Below are 17119 nucleotides of genomic sequence, written 5' to 3'. Positions count from 1 at the left end.
GCATTTTCTACAGCGCGAATGAATGTGCAAAAATCATTTGCGAGTCGTCGGTTTTCCCGCCTTCACCGATGGGCTGCTTTCCTCGCGATAACCGGCGCGCCCGTAATCTTCGCCGCGATCGGCGCCCTGATAACTCGCACGCGGGTCGTGCCCGCCCCAGCCGGGGCGCCCAGGCTTTTCGGTGTCTCGATGCTCATCGCCCGAATTGTCCTTCTCGCTCTGGCGCGGACCCGTATCCCGCTCCTCACGTTCGTAATTCTCGGGCATCGAATCTCCGGATTTACCGGGGTTGCGGCGTTCGTCCTCGTGTCCTTCCGCAACTCGTTCACGTGATGCCATTGCCTGATCCTTCCAGAGTTTCATGCACGTCCAACGGACGCACCCGATGCTGGTTTCCCCGAAATGCGATGAAACGACAGCAACACGGGAACTCCGCAATCGCCCGCAGGTTATTCATGCTGTTGAACGCAGGAGGCATGGAATGGCCGCACGTCCCTATTGGCGGGGCCAGATCCGCCTCGCGCTCGTTTCGATTCCCGTAGAGATTTACACCGCTGTCAAAAGCGGGGCGCAAATCAGTTTTCGGCAGATTCACGAGCCTTCGGGAAAACCGATCCGCTATGAAAAGGTGGTGCCCGGCATTGGCCCGGTGAAGGCGGAAGATATCCTAAAGGGCTACGAAGTCGGCAAGGGTGAATATGTTCTGCTTGGGCAGGACGAGATCGATGCCGTGAAGCTGGAAAGTCGCAAGACGCTGGAACTCACGCAGTTCGTCGACGTCACGGAAATCGATCTTCTGTATTATGAGAAGCCCTATTTCGTCGTGCCCTCAGACGATCTGGCCGAGGAGGCCTTCGTGGTTCTTCGCGAGGCGCTACGCCGCACGCGCAAGGTCGGGCTCGGCCAGATCGCGATGCGCGGGCGCGAATATGCCGTGTGTCTGCGCCCCTGCGGACGCGGACTGATGCTCGAAACGCTGCGCTATGCGGACGAAGTGAACCGCGCGGCGTCCTATTTCCGCGACATCGACGACATCAAGCCCGACAGCGAACTCCTCGAACTCGCTGAAACGCTCATCAACAAGAAAACCGCGCCGTTCGATGCGAAGGTTTTCGAGGATCGCTACGTCGAGGCGCTTGAAGGCCTGATCGCGAAAAAGCGCCGCTCGCGCGGGCGCAAGATCATCGAGGATGCCGACGAGGAAAGCCCGCGCAGCGGCAACGTGATCGACCTGATGGCTGCATTGCGCAAATCTGTCGATACGCCCGCCCGCAAGCCCGCCGCCGCAAAGAAGAAACGCCCCGCGACCAAACCGCCTGCGCGCAAGCGGGCTTGATGATGGCGCGCCGCGCAGATCCGCTCAAGGCCTATAACGCCCGGCGCGATTTCGGAAAGACACCGGAGCCCGCCGGTACGCCGGGGCGCAGGGCGGGCAACAGTTTCGTGGTCCAGAAACACGCGGCGACACGGCTCCACTACGATTTCCGCCTGGAACTGGACGGCGTTCTCAAGAGCTGGGCAGTTACGCGCGGCCCGAGCCTGAACCCTGAAGACAAACGCCTCGCAGTGCGGACCGAGGATCACCCGCTCAGCTACGGCAGTTTTGAAGGGAATATTCCAGCGGGGGAATACGGCGGCGGCACGGTGATGCTGTGGGACGAAGGCACGTGGGAACCTGTCCCCGGCAAAGACCCGGCGCGGACGCTGAAGGAAGGCCATCTGCATTTCACGCTGCGCGGCAAGCGCATGAAGGGCGAATGGCTGCTCGTGCGCATGAAACCCCGCGCCGGAGAAAAGCGGGAGAACTGGCTGCTCAGGAAGATCGACGATGACCACGCGGCAGGCTCCGACGACCTCGTCGAAAAGGCGCTGACCAGTATCGAGACCGGCCGCTCGATGGCGGAAATCAAGGCGGACGCGCCTGCGACCTCTCTGAAGGGAAAGCGTGACAAGGCGTTCACGCGCGCCATGACCGAAGCGCGGCGTTCCACCGTGCAAGCGAAGCGCGGCAAACCCCGCGAGCGCGGGCGCCTCCCCGCCTTTCGCTCCCCGCAACTCGCAACGCTCGTCGATCATGTGCCCACTGGCGCCGAGTGGATGCACGAAATCAAGTTCGACGGTTACCGCTGCCTGCTCGCCGTCAGCGGCGAGAAGGCGCGCATCTATACGCGCGCGGGGCTGGACTGGTCGGACCGCTTTGCGCCGCTCGTGGAAGCCGCCAAGACGCTCGGTCTGCCGCCCTGTCTGATCGACGGCGAGATCGTGGTGATGGACAGCGACGGCAACCCCAGCTTTAGCGCTCTGCAGAAAGCCCTCAGGGACGGCGGCGGCGACTTCGTACTGTTCGCCTTCGATCTTCTGGAACTCGGCGGCGAAGACCTGACACCGCTTCCCAATGTGGCGCGCAAGCAAAGTCTCGCCGGCCTTCTGGGCGCTGACGGTTCCATCCGCTATGCCGATCATATCGTGGGTGCAGGTGAGACGCTGTATGAGGCGATGTGCCGTGCGGGGCAGGAAGGCATCATCAGCAAGCGCGTCGATGCCCCCTATTCCGGGCGGCGAACCCGAAACTGGGTGAAAGTGAAATGCACCCGGCGGCAGGAGTTCGTAATCGTCGGCTGGACCACGAGCAGCGCCAGGGCGCGACCGTTCGCTTCGCTGCTGCTGGCGCAAAATCGCGACGGCGCGCTCGTTTATGCGGGCAAGGTCGGCACGGGCTTCGATGCCGATACGTTCGCGATGCTCGAAAACAGGCTCCGGCCGCTTGCCCGCAAGACCGCGCCGGTCGAAGTTGCCGCCTCGGAATCGCGCGGCGCACACTGGGTCACGCCGAAACTCGTCGCCGAAATCGCCTATGCCGAATTCACCTCCGATAACCGTCTGCGCCACGCCAGCTTCATCGGCCTGCGGGAGGACAAGATGCCCAAGGACGTCGTCCCCGAGACCCCGGCCCAGATCGAAAACAGCGAAACCGTGTCGATCACGAATGCCGATCGCATCATTTTCCCCGAAGCGAAGATCACCAAGGGCGCGCTTGCGGACTATTACCGGCAGGTCGGCGGCATCATGCTGCCGTGGGCGTCGCACCGCCCGGCGAGCCTCGTGCGCTGCCCGCAGGGCCGGGCGCGGCAATGTTTCTTCCAGAAACACGACAGCGGCAGTTTCGGGCCGGCGGTGCGCCACATCGCCATCGTCGAGAAAAGCGGCAAGCCGGGCGACTATCTCTACATCGAGGACGTGCAGGGCCTTCTCGCCTGCGTTCAGATGGGCACGATCGAATTCCACGGCTGGGGTGCGCGCGTCGAGGATGTCGAGCGGCCCGACCGGATGGTGTTCGATCTGGACCCGGACGAAGCGGTCGGTTTCGAGGCCGTGAAAACCGCTGCGAAGGATCTGCGCGGGCACCTTGCCGATATCGGCCTCGCCAGCTTCCCCATGCTCACCGGCGGCAAGGGCATCCATGTGGTCGTGCCGCTCACCGGCGCGGACTGGAACGCTGTGAAGGACTTCGCCGACCGCTTCGCGCGTGCCATCGCCGCGCTTGAGCCCGATCGCTTCACCGCGACGATGTCGAAAGCCAAGCGCAAGGGCCGCATCTTCATCGACTGGCTTCGCAACCAGCGCGGCTCGACCGCCATCCTCCCCTACAGCGCGCGGGCCCGGCCCGGCGCGCCGGTCGCGGCGCCAGTGTCGTGGAAAGAGCTGGACGGGATCACCAAGGCTGACACCTTCACCGTGAAGGATGCCAAGACGCTCCTGAAACGCGCGGGCAGCCGCGATCTCGCCGGTTGGGGCGCCGCTGCGCAGCACTTGCCGGGCGTTTAGCCCAGAAAGTATGTCATTGGGCCGATCGACACCCGGGCCTCTCAGCGCCAGCCGGCGGTGAGTTTCTGTCCGACCGCGACATCCTCGGGGAAATCCACTTCGCCCCACTCCAGCCCCTCGATCGAGGTGGTGAGCACGGTGGAGGCTGGATCGGCCGCGATGTGATGGATGGCGCGCAGATACCAGCTTCGCGTGCCTTCGGGGGAGTGCATCATCTGCTCCACCTGCGCGCGGAAGCGCGCCGCGCCTTCGGCGTTGAAGCGCAGGAAACCGATCGATTCGGCGTTGCTCTCCTCGGCGGTCAGGCGCTTGCCGATATCGAGAAGGCGTTCGCCTTCGCGGCGGACCTTCATGTCGTCGAGGTCATAATCCGGTTTCACATCGACCGTGACGCGGATCGGCGCATCGGGGGCGGCAAGCACGCGCGCCACGATTTCGCGCGAGAAGAGCGTGTCGCCGTTCAGGATCAGGAAGGGCCGGTCCATCAGCGCGCGCGCCAGCCATACCGAGCCGAGATTGTCGGCCACCTGGTAGAAGGGGTTGAACAGCGTCCGCACGACGGCCTGATCGCTCCGGCGGGCGAGCGCGGCGTCCACCATGTCCGAATTGAAGCCGACCACGACCGTGATGTCGTCGATGCCGCCTGCGATCAGCATGTCGAGCTGCCAGTCGAGAAGTGTGCGGCCCGAAAATTCGATCAGGCATTTCGGGCGGTCGGCGGTCAGCGGAAGCAGGCGTGAGCCCTGCCCTGCGCTGAGGATGATGGCGCGTTTCGTCATCCGGCGCGCCTAGCCCGAAAATGTGGCAGGATGTGGAATACGCCCGGCAAGGATAGCGCCGGCGATCGCGTGATCCTCCACCGTGTCCACATCGATGCAGGCTTCCGGCCGGTCCAGCAGCACGGGCGCGGCGGTGACGCCGATCCTGACCCCCGCGCGTGCCAGCGCGCCCTCTATGCGCATCGCGCGCACCAGATAGCCGAGGAGGAGGACCGGACCGAACGCGCGGGCGATGGCGCGCACCTTCTTCCGTTCGCTTTCCACGCGCTGCCAGAAACGCACGGCGGAGAGCGCTGCGGGGCGGGCGAGGAAGAACAGGTTCGCGCCCGAATAGGCCCCGCCGCGAAATTTCAGCCATGTCCGGCGCGCGTCCGGGTAGGCGCGCGCAAAGACAGCGCGCGGCACGAGACCCACCGCAACGTCGGTGCCGCGCGTTCGGGCCCCGGCGATGAAGGTGCTGAGTGTCGCCGCATCGAGCAGCACGTTGTCGGCGGTGGTGACGAGGAACGGCCAGGCGTCGCCGTGGGTTTCGAGCGCGGCGGCGACTGCGGCGCTCACCGAATCCCCGCCCGCAAGCACGCCGATCCGCGTGTCGGACGCCATCCACGCGGTGCCGGGATGCGCCAGCAGGCGTTCGGGGGTTTGCGCCAGCACGATCGTGCGCGCGACCTGGGGATGATCCGCCAGCACCCGCGCCACGCGCGACAGCATCGGCTCCCCCGCGACCGCAATCAGCGCCTTGTCCTCCACGCCGAAATGCGCCGCGAGCGGATCAGCGCCCGTGCGTCTACCGGCGACGAGCAGCGCCGTAAGCCGCGGTTTATGGTCCGTTTCCAACGCGCCCGTCCTTGTCGCAAAATCGCAACACGTGATCCTTGAAGCCGCCTATGGCCAAATCCGGGCGAAGTCTATGCTTGTGCGGCGCCCGATTTAAGCGGCAAGAGTGCCTGGGGGCGTATCGAGGGAATTGTTCATGCGCCGTGTTGCCGTCTCCGCGCTGTTACTCGCCTTATCGTCGCACACCGCGCTCGCCCAGTCCGCACCGGGCGAAAAGGACAAGCCGACGCTCGACCGCGCGCTCGATGCCGCCGCGCAGCCGGTCGAGGACATCAACCTGAAGAAAGACGAGATTCCGCAGGAACTGATCGACATCCTGGATGATCCCTATTCGCTCAAAGGCATCCGCAAATGTTCGCAGGTGCGCACGGCGGTTGAAACGCTCGATGCCGTGCTCGGACCCGATCTGGATGTGGAGATCACCGAAAACAAGGGCAAGAAGCGCGCGGACACGGTCCTGCGGCTTTCAGGCAATTTCCTTTCCAACCTGATCCTGCCCTTTCGCGGCATCGTGCGCGAAATTTCAGGCAGCGCGGAGAATAAGCGCCGTTACCAGGCCGCGATCATCACGGGTGTCGCGCGGCGCAGCTTCCTGAAAGGCTACGGCGCTTCAAAGGGCTGCAAGCCGCCCGCCGCGCCGCTGCCGATCAGCGCCGAGAAGGCCGAGGCTCAGGCGAGCCGCAGCTCGTCCTGAGGCGTCGTCAGCAGCAGCCCGAGCAGGATCGCGCGCGTCTCGCCGTCAATCACGCCGTCGATGTTCGAAGGGCGGAACCGCCGCTGGAACGCGACGACGGCGGCCCGGCCGTTGCTCACGTCATACCCGTAGCGTTCGAGCGCGAGAAACGTACCCGCGTCGGTCCAGTGCGGATCGTCCGTCGCGGCGGGCGCCCCGGCGGCAAGCCCCAGGCCGGCAAGGCGCGGCCAATCGAACAGTTCGCCCGGATCGGCCTTGCGCGCAGGCGCGATATCGCTGTGGCCGATGACATTGCCGGGGCGGACGCCGTGCCGCTTCACGATGTCCGCGAGCAGCGGCACCAGCGCATCCATTTGCGCCTCGGGAAACGCTCGATAGCCGAATTCATGTCCGGGATTGACGATCTCTATGCCCACGCTTGCGGAGTTGACGTCGGTGATGCCGCGCCAGAAGGATTTGCCCGCGTGCCATGCGCGCCGGTCTTCGGCCACAAGGCGCAGCACATTGCCGTCTTCCGCGATCAGATAGTGCGAAGAGACCTTCGCTTCCGCATCGGTGAGGCGCTGCAGCGCCGCCGTGGCGGACTCCATGCCCGTGTAATGAAGCACCACAATCGAAACGGGCAGCGCGCGCACGTCGTGATTGGGTGAGGGGCAGTCGATCATCGCTTCACCTCGCGCGCCCATTCCTTCACCAGTTCCTCGTCGGTCTTCTGCGTCACGCTCCGCCACGTCACCACGGCGACCCCGACAAAGGTGACGAGCGCGCCGATGACGAATTCCATGCTGATCGGCGTATCGTAAACCACGACCGCGATAATCGCCGCAACAAGCGGTGTCGGCAAGGTGAGCGGCATGATCGTCGTTACCGGATAGCGCTGGAGCAGCCAGCTCATCCCCGCATGGCCGATGATCGACGAGCCGACCGCCGCATAGAGCAGCCAGCCCCAGAGCGCCGTGTCGGCATCCGCGACGCGGGCAAACCCGGAAGGTTCGAACCACAGCGCGCCGGCGAGCAGCACCGGCGCGCTCACGAACGCGAGCCAGGCGTGGATGGTGAGCGGGTTGACGCCCTTGAGGCGGCGGAACAGCAGCGAGCCGACCGCCCACGTGAACGACGCGATAATGGTAAGGCTCACGCCCAGCCGTTCATCCCAGATCGCCGGATCGAAGCCCATGATGGCGATGCCGACGAACGAAGCGCCCGTGCCGACGATTCGAATCCAGCGGATTTTCTCGCCCAGGAAGATCACCGCGAGCAGCAGGCTGAACGGGACGCCGAGCTGCCCGGCAATGGCAAGCGCCGCGACATTCTCGGTAAGCGCGAAGCTGAGCCCGCCGAGCGCCATGAAGATCGCGCCCGAGACGATACCGGCGATCACGATATCGAGCATGCGCCCCTTCACCAGCCGCAGCCAGGGAAGCATGAACAGCAGCACGATCACGTAGCGCAGGAAGCTGCCGGTGAGCGGGCCGGTCGCGTCGATGATCTCCTTCACGGCGACCATGTTCATCGCCCAGAGCATGTCGATGAACAGGATGAAGGCGAGGTGCGCAGGTTTCATGACGTCATGATCGTCCGGTACGCCGCGTTGATCTCCGCCATGCGCAGATCGGCCACGCGGATGAACTCGGCAGGTGTTCCTTCCGCATAGTGGCGGTCGGGGTGATGCCGCTTTACCAGCGCAAGGTAGGCGCGGCGAACGGTTTCCCTGTCCGCGCCCGGCTCCACACCCAGCACGACATAGGGATCATCCGGCTCGGGCGCGATGTAGCGCGCCGTGATCCGCGCGAAATCGGCGTCGCTGATCGCGAACTCGCGCCGCACGCTGTCGACATAGTCCAGCTCCTCGCGCGTGACCCCGTCGGCCACGGCGATCATCAGCAGGGCTTCGACAAGATCCTCGAGCACGGGCGACCCCGCGCCGATGATGCCACGCACCTGCCGGGCATAGGTTTCGAAGCCGTCCGTCGAACGCTTGGCGAGGTCGTAGAAGCGCTCGGCATTGGTGCGCTCGGCCGCTTCCACATGGAACAGGCGCTCGAAAACGGCGAACTCGTCGGCGGAGGCATAGCCGTCGGCGCGCGCCATCTTGGCCGAAAGCGCGATGGCGGCGATCGTGAAGGCGACCTGCGCGCGCTCGCCGCGGCCAAGCCGCGCCGCGCCCATGTCGATCGCGTGCCCGGCCGCAAGACCCGCAAGCGCGCCCAGCGGCCCGCCGATGGCGAGGCCGACGGCGGTTCCCAGAATCTTGCCCCAGATCGACATGCGCCGCTCTCTAGACGCTGTTGCGCCCGGATGGAACCGGGGGCGAGGCAGGAAATCAGCCCGCGCGCGCAAACGCGGGCGGCTGAAACCCTGAGACGGGCAGGTAGAGTCCCCGGTTCTGACGGTCCGGCACGAAGGCATCGCTGACGCCCAGCACGGTTTCGGCAGCGCCCAGAACCAGGCGTCCGTCGGGGCTGAGGTTCCGGTGGATGCGCGCGAGGATATCCTGCTTGCTGTCCTGCGCGAGATACATGAGCACATTGCGGCACAGAATGACGTCGAACGGCGCGCCGAGCGCCCACGGACCGAGCAGGTTGATCGGCTGAAAGCGCACCATCGCGCGGATGGCGGGGCTCAGCGCCCAGTGCTCCCCCGCCTTCTCGAAGTGCGCCATCAGCCGGTGAACGCTGAGGCCCCGCTGCACTTCGAACTGCGAGTACAGCCCGCTACGCGCCCGCGCGATCGCGCGGCGGGAGATATCGGTGCCGACGATGTCGATCGTCCAGCCGTCCCAGCGGCTGCGATCCTCCGCGAACAGCATCGCTACGGAGTAGGGCTCCTGACCGGTCGAGGACGCCGCGCACCAGATGCGAATGCGGCGCGATGCCGCGCGGGCCTCGCGCAGCTGCGGCAGTATGCGCTGCTGGAGCATATCGAAGGGCTGGATATCCCTGAAGAAGAACGTCTCGTTGTTCAGCATCGCTTCGACGAGATCGGTCGCAAGCACGTCGCCGATGCCGTCCCGGGCAAGCTGCTCCAGAAACGCCGACGCGCTCACGAAGCCGCGCGCGCGCGCCATCGGCCCCAGCCGGGACTCGACGAGATAGAGCTTGGCGCGGGTCAGTTCGATCCCCGCACGGACGCGAAGCAGCGATGCCAGAGCGTCGAAACCGGCGTCGGGCGGCGTCATCGGCCCGCCTCGAGCAGACACCCGATCGCCGAGGCAAGCCCGCTGATGGGCAGCATCTCAGCGGCAAGCCCCGCCTTCACCACCGCGCCCGGCATTCCCCAGACGACGGAACTCGCCTGATCCTGCGCGAGCATCGTCCCGCCCGCCGCAACGATCGCGCGCGCGCCTTCAAGCCCGTCCGATCCCATGCCTGTCAGCATCACCCCGAGCGTGGCGGCGCCCCAGACGGCGGCGGCCGAACGCAGCATCGGATTGACCGAAGGCCGGCAGAAGTTTTCAGGCTCCGCGTCGGTAAGGAGCAGCCGCACCGCCGCGCCGGTGCGCGCGACCTCCATGTGCCGCCCGCCCGGCGCCACATAGACCACGCCCGGCTGAACGGGCATACGGTGGCTCGCTTCGAAGGCTTGCAGTCCGCTGCGGCGCGCGATGTGTTCGGCGAGGATCGCCGTGAAGGTCGGCGGCATGTGCTGCGTGACGATGATAGGCACGCGCACGGGCTTGGGCAGCTGTTCGATCAGCTCGAACAGCGCGTTGGGGCCGCCTGTCGAGGCGCCGATGGCGATGGCCTGCGGCACTGCGCGCGAGGGTTCGGCGCGCGTGTAGGATGCGGCAGCCTCCGGCGGAACCCGGCGCGGCGCGTGCCGGGGCCGTTCGATTTCCCCGAGCGCGCGAACCTTGCGCACGAACTCATCGCGAAAATCCGGGCCGGCGGCGGTCGCCCAGCCGCTGCGCGGCTTGGCGATCGCGTCCGTCGCGCCGAGGTTCAGCGCCTGAAACGTCACCCGCGCGCCGCGAGTGGTGATCGTCGAGGCCATGAGGATGCGCGCGCCGGGTGCGGCCTCGACAAGCCGGGGAAGCGCCGCGATGCCGTCCATGCGGGGCATTTCGACGTCGAGCACGATCACGTCGACGGGGTGCGCCTTCGCCGCTTCGATGGCATCTGCACCGTTGGAGGCGGTGGTGACGACGCGAATTTGCGGATCATCATGCAGCCACCGCGTCATCAACGCGCGGCTTACGCCCGAATCATCGACAAGAAGCACACGGACCGCCTTCGCGTGCTTTGCCGGGGCAGCGGCCCTGTTCATCACAACCGCCTAGAGCGCGCCGACCTGCGCCAGCTTGGCTTCGATGACATCCCGGTCGAAGGGCTTCATGATATATTCGTCGGCGCCGGCGTCGATCGCGGCGCGGATGTGCGCCATGTCGTTTTCAGTGGTGCAGAACACCACGACCGGGCGCTTGCCGTTCTGTTCGGCACGCAGCACCGACAGGAATTCCATGCCGCTCATCACGGGCATGTTCCAGTCGAGCAGGATCACGTCGGGCATTGTCTGCCGGCAATGTTCGAGCGCATCGCGGCCGTCCGCAGCCTCGTCGGTCGCAAAGCTCAAATCCTCGAGAATGCGGCGGGCAACCTTGCGGATGACCTTTGAGTCGTCGACGATGAGACACGATTTCATCACAGGCTCTCGCACAGAGTGTTCCGCAAATTCTGTCTTGCACGGAAATGCTTGCATTCGCGTTAAGCTGCCGCAGCCAGTTCGGTGTCCATGATCGCGCGCACGCTGGCGAGCACCATCAGCACGTCGAGTTTCACGATCCCGTCGGAGACCTGCTGCCAGCGGCGATCGAGCGTCGGCGGATTGGCTTCGATCTGGTCGGGCGCGAGATCGATCACATCGCCGACGTCGTCCACGATGAACCCGTAGGGCTCTCCCTGATGCTCCACCACGACGCACATCGATCCCGCGCGGTCCTGCCTCGGCGGAAGGTCGAAGCGTGCCCGAAGATCGATGGCCGTGACGATACGGCCGCGCAGGTTCATAACCCCGGCGATCCAGTGCGGCGCAAGCGGCACCGGGCTCACCGTGCCCAGGCGGATGACATCCTGCACGCGGGCGACATCGATGCCGAGCACCTGGCCGCCGAGCACGACCGTAACGAGCTTCGCCGGAATCATGCGGTTGCTCCCATCATGCGGCCTCTCCCTTGATCTGCCGCGCGACGGCATCGAGCAGGCGGGACCGATCGAACTTGGCGACATACTGGTTGAAGCCCGCCGCTTCGCCCCGGCGCACGTGATCCTCGCCCGCGAGCGAGGACAGCGCGACCAGCGGCGTTTCGCGCCAGCGATCGTCGCCGCGCACGGCGCGCGCGAAATCGACGCCTGAGAGCCCCGGCATTTCGATATCGGAAAGAATGAGGTCGAAACACTCGCCGGATTCGCGCAGCGCCAGCGCTTCGTCGGCGCTCGACGCCGTCATCGCGCGGTAGCCGGCGGAGGCCAGCAGCGGTTTCAGCATGTTTCGGAAAAACGCGCTGTCGTCGACGATCAGCACACGGCGTCCCGCCGCGTCGTCGGCAGCCGGTGCGCGCGAACCCCCACGCGAAAGATAGTGCGTCACGTCGAGAATTTCCGTCGCGCGCCCGGCGACGACAGCTGTGCCGAGCCGCGCGGGAAGGTCGCTCGTCATGCAGATATCGACATGCGTATCGACGATGTCGAGCACCTCATCGACCATCAGCGCCACGGTCGTGGTGCCGTCGTCGAAGATCAGCGCGGCCTGGCCGCCTTCGGTGCGCGGCACACCGTCGTCGACCGCCAGCAGCGGCACCAGCGCGCCGCGATACTGCACGACGGGGCTGCCTTCGCTCCACTCGACGGCGGCGGCGTCGAACTCCTCGATCCGTGTCACGAGTGCGAGCGGCACCGCTTTGGGATGCGGGCTTCCCGCACGGAACAGAAGCATGGCGTCGGTTTCCCGCGCCGCCTCCCGAACCGGCGCCTCGATCGCGATCGAATCGCTTTCTCCGGCAATTCCAACGCTTGCCGCGATTCCGTTCGCATCAAGGATCATGATCACGCCGCCGTCGCCCAGGATCGCGTTGCCCGAATAGACGCTGAGCGTCCTGAGGATCGGCGCGACCGGCTTCACGACGACCTCTTCGGTATCGAAGATGGTGTCGACGATAAGCCCGTAACTGATGTCCCCCGTGCGCGCGATGAGCACATAGCCGTCCTGCGTGCCGCCACGGTCGATGCCGAGCAGCGCCCCGAGACGGATGAGCGGCAGCAACCGGCCGCGCAGGCGCATCACAGCGGCGTTGTTCACATGCTCGACCACGTGCTCGCTGCTCCCCCCCACCCGCACGAGTTCAACGACCGACATCTGGGGCACCGCGAAACGCTGCCCTCCCGCTGACACGATCAGCGCGGGCAGGATGGCGAGTGTCAGCGGAATGCGGATCGTGAAACGCGACCCTTTGCCGGGGGTCGATTCGATGTCGATCGTGCCGCCGATTTTCTCGATGTTGGCGCGCACCACGTCCATGCCGACGCCGCGCCCCGAAACCGAAGTCACCTGCTCCGCCGTGGAGAGCCCCGGATGAAATACCAGACGCTGGGCCTGCTGCGCGGAAAGCTGCGCGGCTTCGGCGTCCGTCAGAAGATTGAGCGCCACGGCCTTCGCCTTCAGCCGATCGACATCGAAACCCCGGCCGTCGTCGGCGAGCGTGATGATGATATGCCCGCCTTCCTGCGCGGCGTTCAACGTGACGCGACCCTGCGCGTCCTTGCCTTCCGCCCTGCGCCGCTCCGCCGTCTCGATGCCGTGGTCGGCGGCGTTGCGGATCATGTGGGCAAGCGGATCCTTGATGAGTTCGAGCAGTTGGCGGTCGAGTTCGGTATCGCCGCCCTGCATGTCGAGATCGATGGATTTGCCGAGTTCGACCGAAAGGCTGCGCACAAGGCGCGGCAGCGCGCTCCATGCGTTGCTGATCGGCTGCATCCGCGTCCGCATGACGGTTTCCTGAAGCTCGCCCACCTGCGCCGACAGGCGTTGCAGCGGGACCGCGAGCCGGTCGTCCTTCAGGGTGCGCAGATGCTGCTGAAGCTCGTTGCGCGTCAGCACGAGTTCCGAAACCGTGGTCATCAGCTGTTCGAGAAGCGCAACCGAAACGCGGATCGACTGAATGCCCCGCCCCGCCCCGTCCCGCTCGGGCAAGGCCGCGGCGGGTTGCACAGGCTCGACCTTCGGCGCCGCGATGGCCGCGTTCAGCCGCGCGATCTGCGCCTCGTCGTCGCCGACCGGCTCCTTGCCCGTCGCTTCCAGCACCGCGAGGATCGCCTTGATACCGTCGATCGCGGCGAGCGTTTCGCTGACCACGACGGGAGACACCTCCGCCTGCCCGTCGCGCACCTTGCCGAGCACGGTTTCAGCGGCGTGCGCCAGCCGTTCGAGGCGCGGCAGGTTCAGGAACCCGCACGTTCCCTTGATGGTGTGCACGAGGCGGAAGATGTTGTTGAGCACGTGGCGGTTGCCCGGTTCGCGCTCGAAAAGCACGATCTCGTTGTCCACGGTCTGCAGATTTTCCGCCGTTTCAGTCAGAAAATCGCTGAGCAACTCGTCCATATACCATCCCGGTCAGTGCGCGCGCCGCTACCTTGACCGGGAGTGGTTAATGCCGCGCTAAACGGTGAGGCGCGTTCCGAAAACGAGAACGCCTTCGTCGGGCTCGGAAATCTGCAGGCTGCTGCCGGTTTCCACGAGGAGCAGATGCACGAGATAGGCGGCGGCCGCGCGCGGCGTCAGCTGGCCGACATCGGTTTCCCCGCCGAGCGCTGCGCGAAGCTCCGGATCGAGCAGCATGCGCGGGCCTTCCGCGCGCACCGCGAGTTCCACCCCCGCGCCCGTCTGCTCGGCCGCGACGCGAAGCTCGCCGCCGCGCAGCAGCGCGTCTCCGGCGATCATCGCGAGGTTGAGCAGCAGCTTTACCGCGTCCTTGGGAAGCGCGGGATTGGCGACCATCCACTGCACCGCGACCCGGCGTTCCGAACCGAACAGCCCTTCGAGCGCGGCCTGCGCCTCGCGCGTATCGACCTGATCGCCGAAGCCGCCGGCCGCGCCGAAGGCAAGGCGGAAGAATTTCAGCTTGTTCGCGGTCTGCCGCGCGCTGTCGGAAAGCAGCTCCATGCAGCGCGCCCGCATTTCCGGGTCGTGCTCGTCCACGAGCAGTTCGACGCCGTTGTAGAGCGCCCCCACGGGCCCGACGAGATCATGACAAAGCCGGGAGCAAAGCAGGCTCGCAAAGTCGGCTGATTGCATCCTTTTACCCGCTCCCTCTGGACTCACATAACCCGCCTAATCGCTCGCGGACAACCGCGCAAGCGCTCAAACTGCGACGGATTCGTCCGAAGAACCTTCAATAATCCGCACGCCCATGGCCGATGTACGGCCGTCCGCAAGTTGCGTGAGTTCGAATTCGACGCGCTGGCCGTCGGCAAGCGCCGCGATATTCGTATGATGCAGGGCCGAAACGTGGACGAATACATCACGCGTGCCGACATCCGGCCTGATGAAACCGAAGCCTTTCTTGCGATTGAACCATTTCACTTCACCGCGTGCCAACGCTTGCCTTTCCAACGACTTCGATCGCCACCGCCTCGAACCGCCCATGTATGGAGCCGTTTGCGACGACACGGTAGGCTTTTTCGCCGTCCTGACCGAGGATGAGCCATATCCAGCCCGCGTCGAGCGCCCGCTGCGCATCGAGACGCGAGGGACGGGCAAGCGCGCCGGGGTGGGAATGATAGCAGCCCAGTATCGCCGGCCCGCCGCTGCGTGCCCCGCGATGCGCCGCGAAGAGCGCGGCCGGATCGATCTCGAAGTGCCGCAGCCGTTCGTCTGCGACATTCGGCGCCGCTACGCCGCGTTCGATGTGCCCGCCCTGCCCGAGCAGCAGCCCGCAGGCCTCCTCCGGCGCCCGCGCCGCGCAGTCCGCGCGAATTTCCGCGAGCGCATGCCTTGCAATTCGAACCGTCATGCCGACATCGCTATCCAATGAACGGGGGCAAGTCGAACATTAGCATCGTCCTTTCGGACGCAGCGGCAGGGCAGCGGCTCGACCGTGCGCTCGCCGATGCCCTGCCCGGCCTGTCGCGCGAGCGGCTGAAGGCGCTGATGCTCGAAGGCGCGGTCACCGTTGCGGGGAAGCGCCCCACCCCGTCGCTGAAGGTCGCGGGCGGCGAGCAGGTGTGCGTCACCGTGCCCGAGGCCGCGCCCGCTACCGCGGAGCCGCAGGCGATTCCGCTCAGCATCGTGCATGAAGACGACGACCTGATCGTGCTCGACAAGCCTGCCGGGCTCGTCGTGCATCCGGCCGCGGGCAACCTGGACGGCACGCTCGTCAACGCCCTGCTCCATCACTGCGCGGGCCGGCTTTCCGGGATCGGCGGTGTCGCGCGGCCGGGGATCGTGCACCGTATCGACAAGGACACCTCCGGGCTGCTCGTCATCGCCAAGACCGATCTTGCGCACGAGGGCCTCGCCAAACAGTTCGCCGCGCACAGCATCGGGCGGCGCTACCTTGCCGTCGTCGCCGGTCGACCCTCGCCGCTCGCCGGTCGAATAGAAGGCGCGATCGGCAGGCATCCGGTGCATCGTAAAAAAATGGATATCGTCTCGCCCGGCAAGGGCAAGCACGCGGTCACGCACTACCGCACGCTCGCGCCCCTGAAAGACGCCGCACTCGTCGAATGCAGGCTGGAAACGGGGCGCACGCACCAGGTGCGCGTTCATCTTGCGTCAAGCGGGCATGCGCTACTGGGGGATCCTCTTTATGGGCGCGCACGCGCAACTCACCGCGATATCCTCAAATCGCTCGGTTTCGGCAGGCAGGCGCTCCACGCCCGCTCGCTGCAATTTGTGCATCCGCGCACCCAAGAAAATCTCGCTTTCGAAAGCCCCGTCCCGTCTGATATTCAGGAACTCATAGAGGCGCTTGCCGTTTGAAATTCGTGCGCCGTCAAAACCCTTCTTTTCCACCGAAAGTCGCTATCATGGCCCAAGCCAAACTCCCCGCCACCATTCCCGCCCTGGGCGGCGAAGCCTCGCTGAACCGCTATCTGTCGGAAATCCGAAAGTTTCCGCTGCTCGCGCCCGAGGAAGAGTTCATGCTGGCGAAGCGCTGGCGCGAACATCAGGATACCGATGCGGCGCACCGGCTGGTGACGAGCCACCTTCGCCTCGTTTCCAAGATCGCGATGGGCTACCGGGGCTATGGCCTGCCGGTCAGCGAGCTGATCGCGGAGGGCAACATCGGCCTGATGCAGGGCGTGAAGAAGTTCGAGCCCGACAAGGGCTTCCGCCTCGCGACCTACGCCATGTGGTGGATTCGCGCCTCCATCCAGGAATTCATCCTGCGCTCGTGGAGCCTGGTGAAGATCGGCACCACGGCGGCGCAGAAGAAGCTGTTCTTCAACCTGCGCCGCATGAAGAGCCAGATCGGCGCGCTGGAGGAAGGCGACCTGCGGCCCGAAGTCGTCGAGAAGATCGCGCATGATCTGAACGTCACGGCGGACGAGGTCATCTCGATGAACCGCCGCATGTCGATGGGCGGTGACGCCAGCCTGAATGCGCCGCTGCGCGCCGACGCCGACGGCGAGGGCCAGTGGCAGGATTGGCTGACAGACGACGGCCCCATCCAGGACGAGATCGTCGCCGAGCGCGAGGAAACCAGCCTTCGCGCTGCGCTGCTCGCCGAGGCGATGGCCGTGCTGAACGAGCGGGAGCGGCATATCCTGACCGAGCGCCGCCTCGCCGAGGAGCCCAAAACGCTCGAAGAGCTGAGCCAGGAATACGACATCAGCCGGGAGCGTGTGCGCCAGATCGAGGTGCGGGCGTTCGAAAAGCTGCAGAAGGCGATCCGCCAGCTCGCAAGCGAACGCCACCTGCTCGAAGACGCCTGATCCGGGCGGTTCGCATATTGAACCGTTGCAGCACAAACGCTCGCCGCGCTAGACGT

General features: G+C 65.7%; 19 protein-coding genes. 5 read left to right on the top strand and 14 right to left on the bottom strand.

All coding sequences use genetic code 11. From position 1 onward, the window contains the following. Nucleotides 1-33: 33 nt before the first annotated feature. Entirely contained in the window at nt 34-339 is a 306-nt protein-coding gene (locus GGQ98_RS12585; protein ID WP_184070036.1) for a hypothetical protein, read from the bottom strand. 142 nt (nt 340-481) lie between these two features. On the opposite strand from GGQ98_RS12585, the gene ku reads away from it, so the two are divergent. Both ku and ligD read left to right on the top strand, forming a co-directional pair. Next, nucleotides 482-1336 (top strand): non-homologous end joining protein Ku, encoded by an 855-nt coding sequence (gene ku / locus GGQ98_RS12580; protein ID WP_184070034.1) that lies wholly within the window; start codon nt 482-484, stop codon nt 1334-1336. 2 nt (nt 1337-1338) lie between these two features. Then, nucleotides 1339-3825, top strand: a complete 2487-nt coding sequence (gene ligD / locus GGQ98_RS12575) for a DNA ligase D (RefSeq protein ID WP_184070032.1) — start codon at nt 1339-1341, stop codon at nt 3823-3825. 41 nt (nt 3826-3866) lie between these two features. Here the strand turns inward: ligD and GGQ98_RS12570 are convergent, their stop codons facing one another. Then, nucleotides 3867-4604, bottom strand: coding sequence for a phosphocholine cytidylyltransferase family protein (locus tag GGQ98_RS12570; RefSeq protein ID WP_184070030.1), 738 nt, complete (start codon nt 4602-4604; stop codon nt 3867-3869). Between the two features lie 9 nt (nt 4605-4613). Beyond that, nucleotides 4614-5441, bottom strand: coding sequence for an NTP transferase domain-containing protein (locus tag GGQ98_RS12565; RefSeq protein WP_243451861.1), 828 nt, complete (start codon nt 5439-5441; stop codon nt 4614-4616). A 136-nt stretch (nt 5442-5577) separates the two neighbouring features. Here GGQ98_RS12565 and GGQ98_RS12560 point away from each other — a divergent pair, with 136 nt between their 5' ends. Beyond that, a complete protein-coding gene (locus tag GGQ98_RS12560) occupies nt 5578-6135 on the top strand; it encodes a hypothetical protein (protein ID WP_184070028.1) in 558 nt (185 codons plus the stop codon). Here the strand turns inward: GGQ98_RS12560 and GGQ98_RS12555 are convergent. The 11 genes from GGQ98_RS12555 to GGQ98_RS12505 all read right to left on the bottom strand — a co-directional run bounded on the left by GGQ98_RS12555 (nt 6111) and on the right by GGQ98_RS12505 (nt 15139). Beyond that, the gene (locus GGQ98_RS12555) at nt 6111-6800 is read right to left on the bottom strand and encodes an N-acetylmuramoyl-L-alanine amidase (protein WP_243451860.1); all 690 of its coding nucleotides are present in this window, start codon (nt 6798-6800) and stop codon (nt 6111-6113) included. The genes GGQ98_RS12560 and GGQ98_RS12555 overlap by 25 nt on opposite strands. Further along, nucleotides 6797-7699: a DMT family transporter gene (locus tag GGQ98_RS12550; protein ID WP_184070024.1), complete on the bottom strand. Its 903-nt coding sequence runs from the start codon at nt 7697-7699 to the stop codon at nt 6797-6799. The genes GGQ98_RS12555 and GGQ98_RS12550 overlap by 4 nt, the downstream gene beginning before the upstream one ends. After that, nucleotides 7696-8403, bottom strand: coding sequence for a J domain-containing protein (locus GGQ98_RS12545; RefSeq protein ID WP_184070022.1), 708 nt, complete (start codon nt 8401-8403; stop codon nt 7696-7698). Before GGQ98_RS12545 ends, GGQ98_RS12550 begins: the two co-directional genes overlap by 4 nt. Nucleotides 8404-8458: 55 nt before the next feature. Then, entirely contained in the window at nt 8459-9313 is an 855-nt protein-coding gene (locus tag GGQ98_RS12540) for a CheR family methyltransferase (RefSeq protein ID WP_184070020.1), read from the bottom strand. Next, nucleotides 9310-10401, bottom strand: coding sequence for a protein-glutamate methylesterase/protein-glutamine glutaminase (locus tag GGQ98_RS12535; RefSeq protein ID WP_184070018.1), 1092 nt, complete (start codon nt 10399-10401; stop codon nt 9310-9312). Before GGQ98_RS12535 ends, GGQ98_RS12540 begins: the two co-directional genes overlap by 4 nt. Before the next feature lie 9 nt (nt 10402-10410). Further along, entirely contained in the window at nt 10411-10776 is a 366-nt protein-coding gene (locus GGQ98_RS12530) for a response regulator (protein ID WP_184070016.1), read from the bottom strand. Between the two features lie 62 nt (nt 10777-10838). Then, nucleotides 10839-11276: a chemotaxis protein CheW gene (locus tag GGQ98_RS12525; RefSeq protein WP_184070014.1), complete on the bottom strand. Its 438-nt coding sequence runs from the start codon at nt 11274-11276 to the stop codon at nt 10839-10841. A gap of 13 nt (nt 11277-11289) precedes the next feature. Continuing rightward, nucleotides 11290-13728, bottom strand: coding sequence for a hybrid sensor histidine kinase/response regulator (locus GGQ98_RS12520; protein ID WP_184070012.1), 2439 nt, complete (start codon nt 13726-13728; stop codon nt 11290-11292). 57 nt (nt 13729-13785) lie between these two features. Further along, nucleotides 13786-14421: a histidine phosphotransferase family protein gene (locus tag GGQ98_RS12515; RefSeq protein ID WP_184070010.1), complete on the bottom strand. Its 636-nt coding sequence runs from the start codon at nt 14419-14421 to the stop codon at nt 13786-13788. A gap of 66 nt (nt 14422-14487) precedes the next feature. Further along, the gene (locus GGQ98_RS12510; RefSeq protein ID WP_424141359.1) at nt 14488-14724 is read right to left on the bottom strand and encodes a cold-shock protein; all 237 of its coding nucleotides are present in this window, start codon (nt 14722-14724) and stop codon (nt 14488-14490) included. Continuing rightward, the gene (locus GGQ98_RS12505; protein WP_184070006.1) at nt 14711-15139 is read right to left on the bottom strand and encodes a M67 family metallopeptidase; all 429 of its coding nucleotides are present in this window, start codon (nt 15137-15139) and stop codon (nt 14711-14713) included. The genes GGQ98_RS12510 and GGQ98_RS12505 overlap by 14 nt, the downstream gene beginning before the upstream one ends. 17 nt (nt 15140-15156) lie before the next feature. Here GGQ98_RS12505 and GGQ98_RS12500 point away from each other — a divergent pair, with 17 nt between their 5' ends. Both GGQ98_RS12500 and rpoH read left to right on the top strand, forming a co-directional pair. Then, nucleotides 15157-16107 carry an RluA family pseudouridine synthase gene (locus tag GGQ98_RS12500; protein ID WP_184070004.1) on the top strand — a complete coding sequence of 317 codons (951 nt, stop codon included), beginning with the start codon at nt 15157-15159 and terminating at the stop codon, nt 16105-16107. 47 nt (nt 16108-16154) lie between these two features. Then, on the top strand, nt 16155-17063 hold the full coding sequence (gene rpoH / locus GGQ98_RS12495; protein ID WP_184070001.1) for an RNA polymerase sigma factor RpoH: 909 nt from the start codon (nt 16155-16157) through the stop codon (nt 17061-17063). The last annotated feature ends 56 nt before the right edge of the window (nt 17064-17119 follow it).

Source organism: Sphingosinicella soli (assembly GCF_014199685.1).
In the GTDB taxonomy this organism is placed as follows: Bacteria; Pseudomonadota; Alphaproteobacteria; order Sphingomonadales; family Sphingomonadaceae; genus Sphingosinicella; species Sphingosinicella soli.
Note: the sequence above shows the minus strand (reverse complement) of the source record. Positions and strands in the feature narration are given on the sequence as shown.

Coding starts and splice junctions, on each gene's coding strand:
- GGQ98_RS12585 (WP_184070036.1), bottom strand. CDS start 339: ATGGCATCACGTGAACGAGTTGCGGAAGGACACGAGGACGAACGCCGC.
- ku (WP_184070034.1), top strand. CDS start 482: ATGGCCGCACGTCCCTATTGGCGGGGCCAGATCCGCCTCGCGCTCGTT.
- ligD (WP_184070032.1), top strand. CDS start 1,339: ATGGCGCGCCGCGCAGATCCGCTCAAGGCCTATAACGCCCGGCGCGAT.
- GGQ98_RS12570 (WP_184070030.1), bottom strand. CDS start 4,604: ATGACGAAACGCGCCATCATCCTCAGCGCAGGGCAGGGCTCACGCCTG.
- GGQ98_RS12560 (WP_184070028.1), top strand. CDS start 5,578: ATGCGCCGTGTTGCCGTCTCCGCGCTGTTACTCGCCTTATCGTCGCAC.
- GGQ98_RS12555 (WP_243451860.1), bottom strand. CDS start 6,800: ATGATCGACTGCCCCTCACCCAATCACGACGTGCGCGCGCTGCCCGTT.
- GGQ98_RS12550 (WP_184070024.1), bottom strand. CDS start 7,699: ATGAAACCTGCGCACCTCGCCTTCATCCTGTTCATCGACATGCTCTGG.
- GGQ98_RS12545 (WP_184070022.1), bottom strand. CDS start 8,403: ATGTCGATCTGGGGCAAGATTCTGGGAACCGCCGTCGGCCTCGCCATC.
- GGQ98_RS12540 (WP_184070020.1), bottom strand. CDS start 9,313: ATGACGCCGCCCGACGCCGGTTTCGACGCTCTGGCATCGCTGCTTCGC.
- GGQ98_RS12535 (WP_184070018.1), bottom strand. CDS start 10,401: ATGAACAGGGCCGCTGCCCCGGCAAAGCACGCGAAGGCGGTCCGTGTG.
- GGQ98_RS12530 (WP_184070016.1), bottom strand. CDS start 10,776: ATGAAATCGTGTCTCATCGTCGACGACTCAAAGGTCATCCGCAAGGTT.
- GGQ98_RS12525 (WP_184070014.1), bottom strand. CDS start 11,276: ATGATTCCGGCGAAGCTCGTTACGGTCGTGCTCGGCGGCCAGGTGCTC.
- GGQ98_RS12520 (WP_184070012.1), bottom strand. CDS start 13,728: ATGGACGAGTTGCTCAGCGATTTTCTGACTGAAACGGCGGAAAATCTG.
- GGQ98_RS12515 (WP_184070010.1), bottom strand. CDS start 14,421: ATGCAATCAGCCGACTTTGCGAGCCTGCTTTGCTCCCGGCTTTGTCAT.
- GGQ98_RS12505 (WP_184070006.1), bottom strand. CDS start 15,139: ATGACGGTTCGAATTGCAAGGCATGCGCTCGCGGAAATTCGCGCGGAC.
- GGQ98_RS12500 (WP_184070004.1), top strand. CDS start 15,157: ATGAACGGGGGCAAGTCGAACATTAGCATCGTCCTTTCGGACGCAGCG.
- rpoH (WP_184070001.1), top strand. CDS start 16,155: ATGGCCCAAGCCAAACTCCCCGCCACCATTCCCGCCCTGGGCGGCGAA.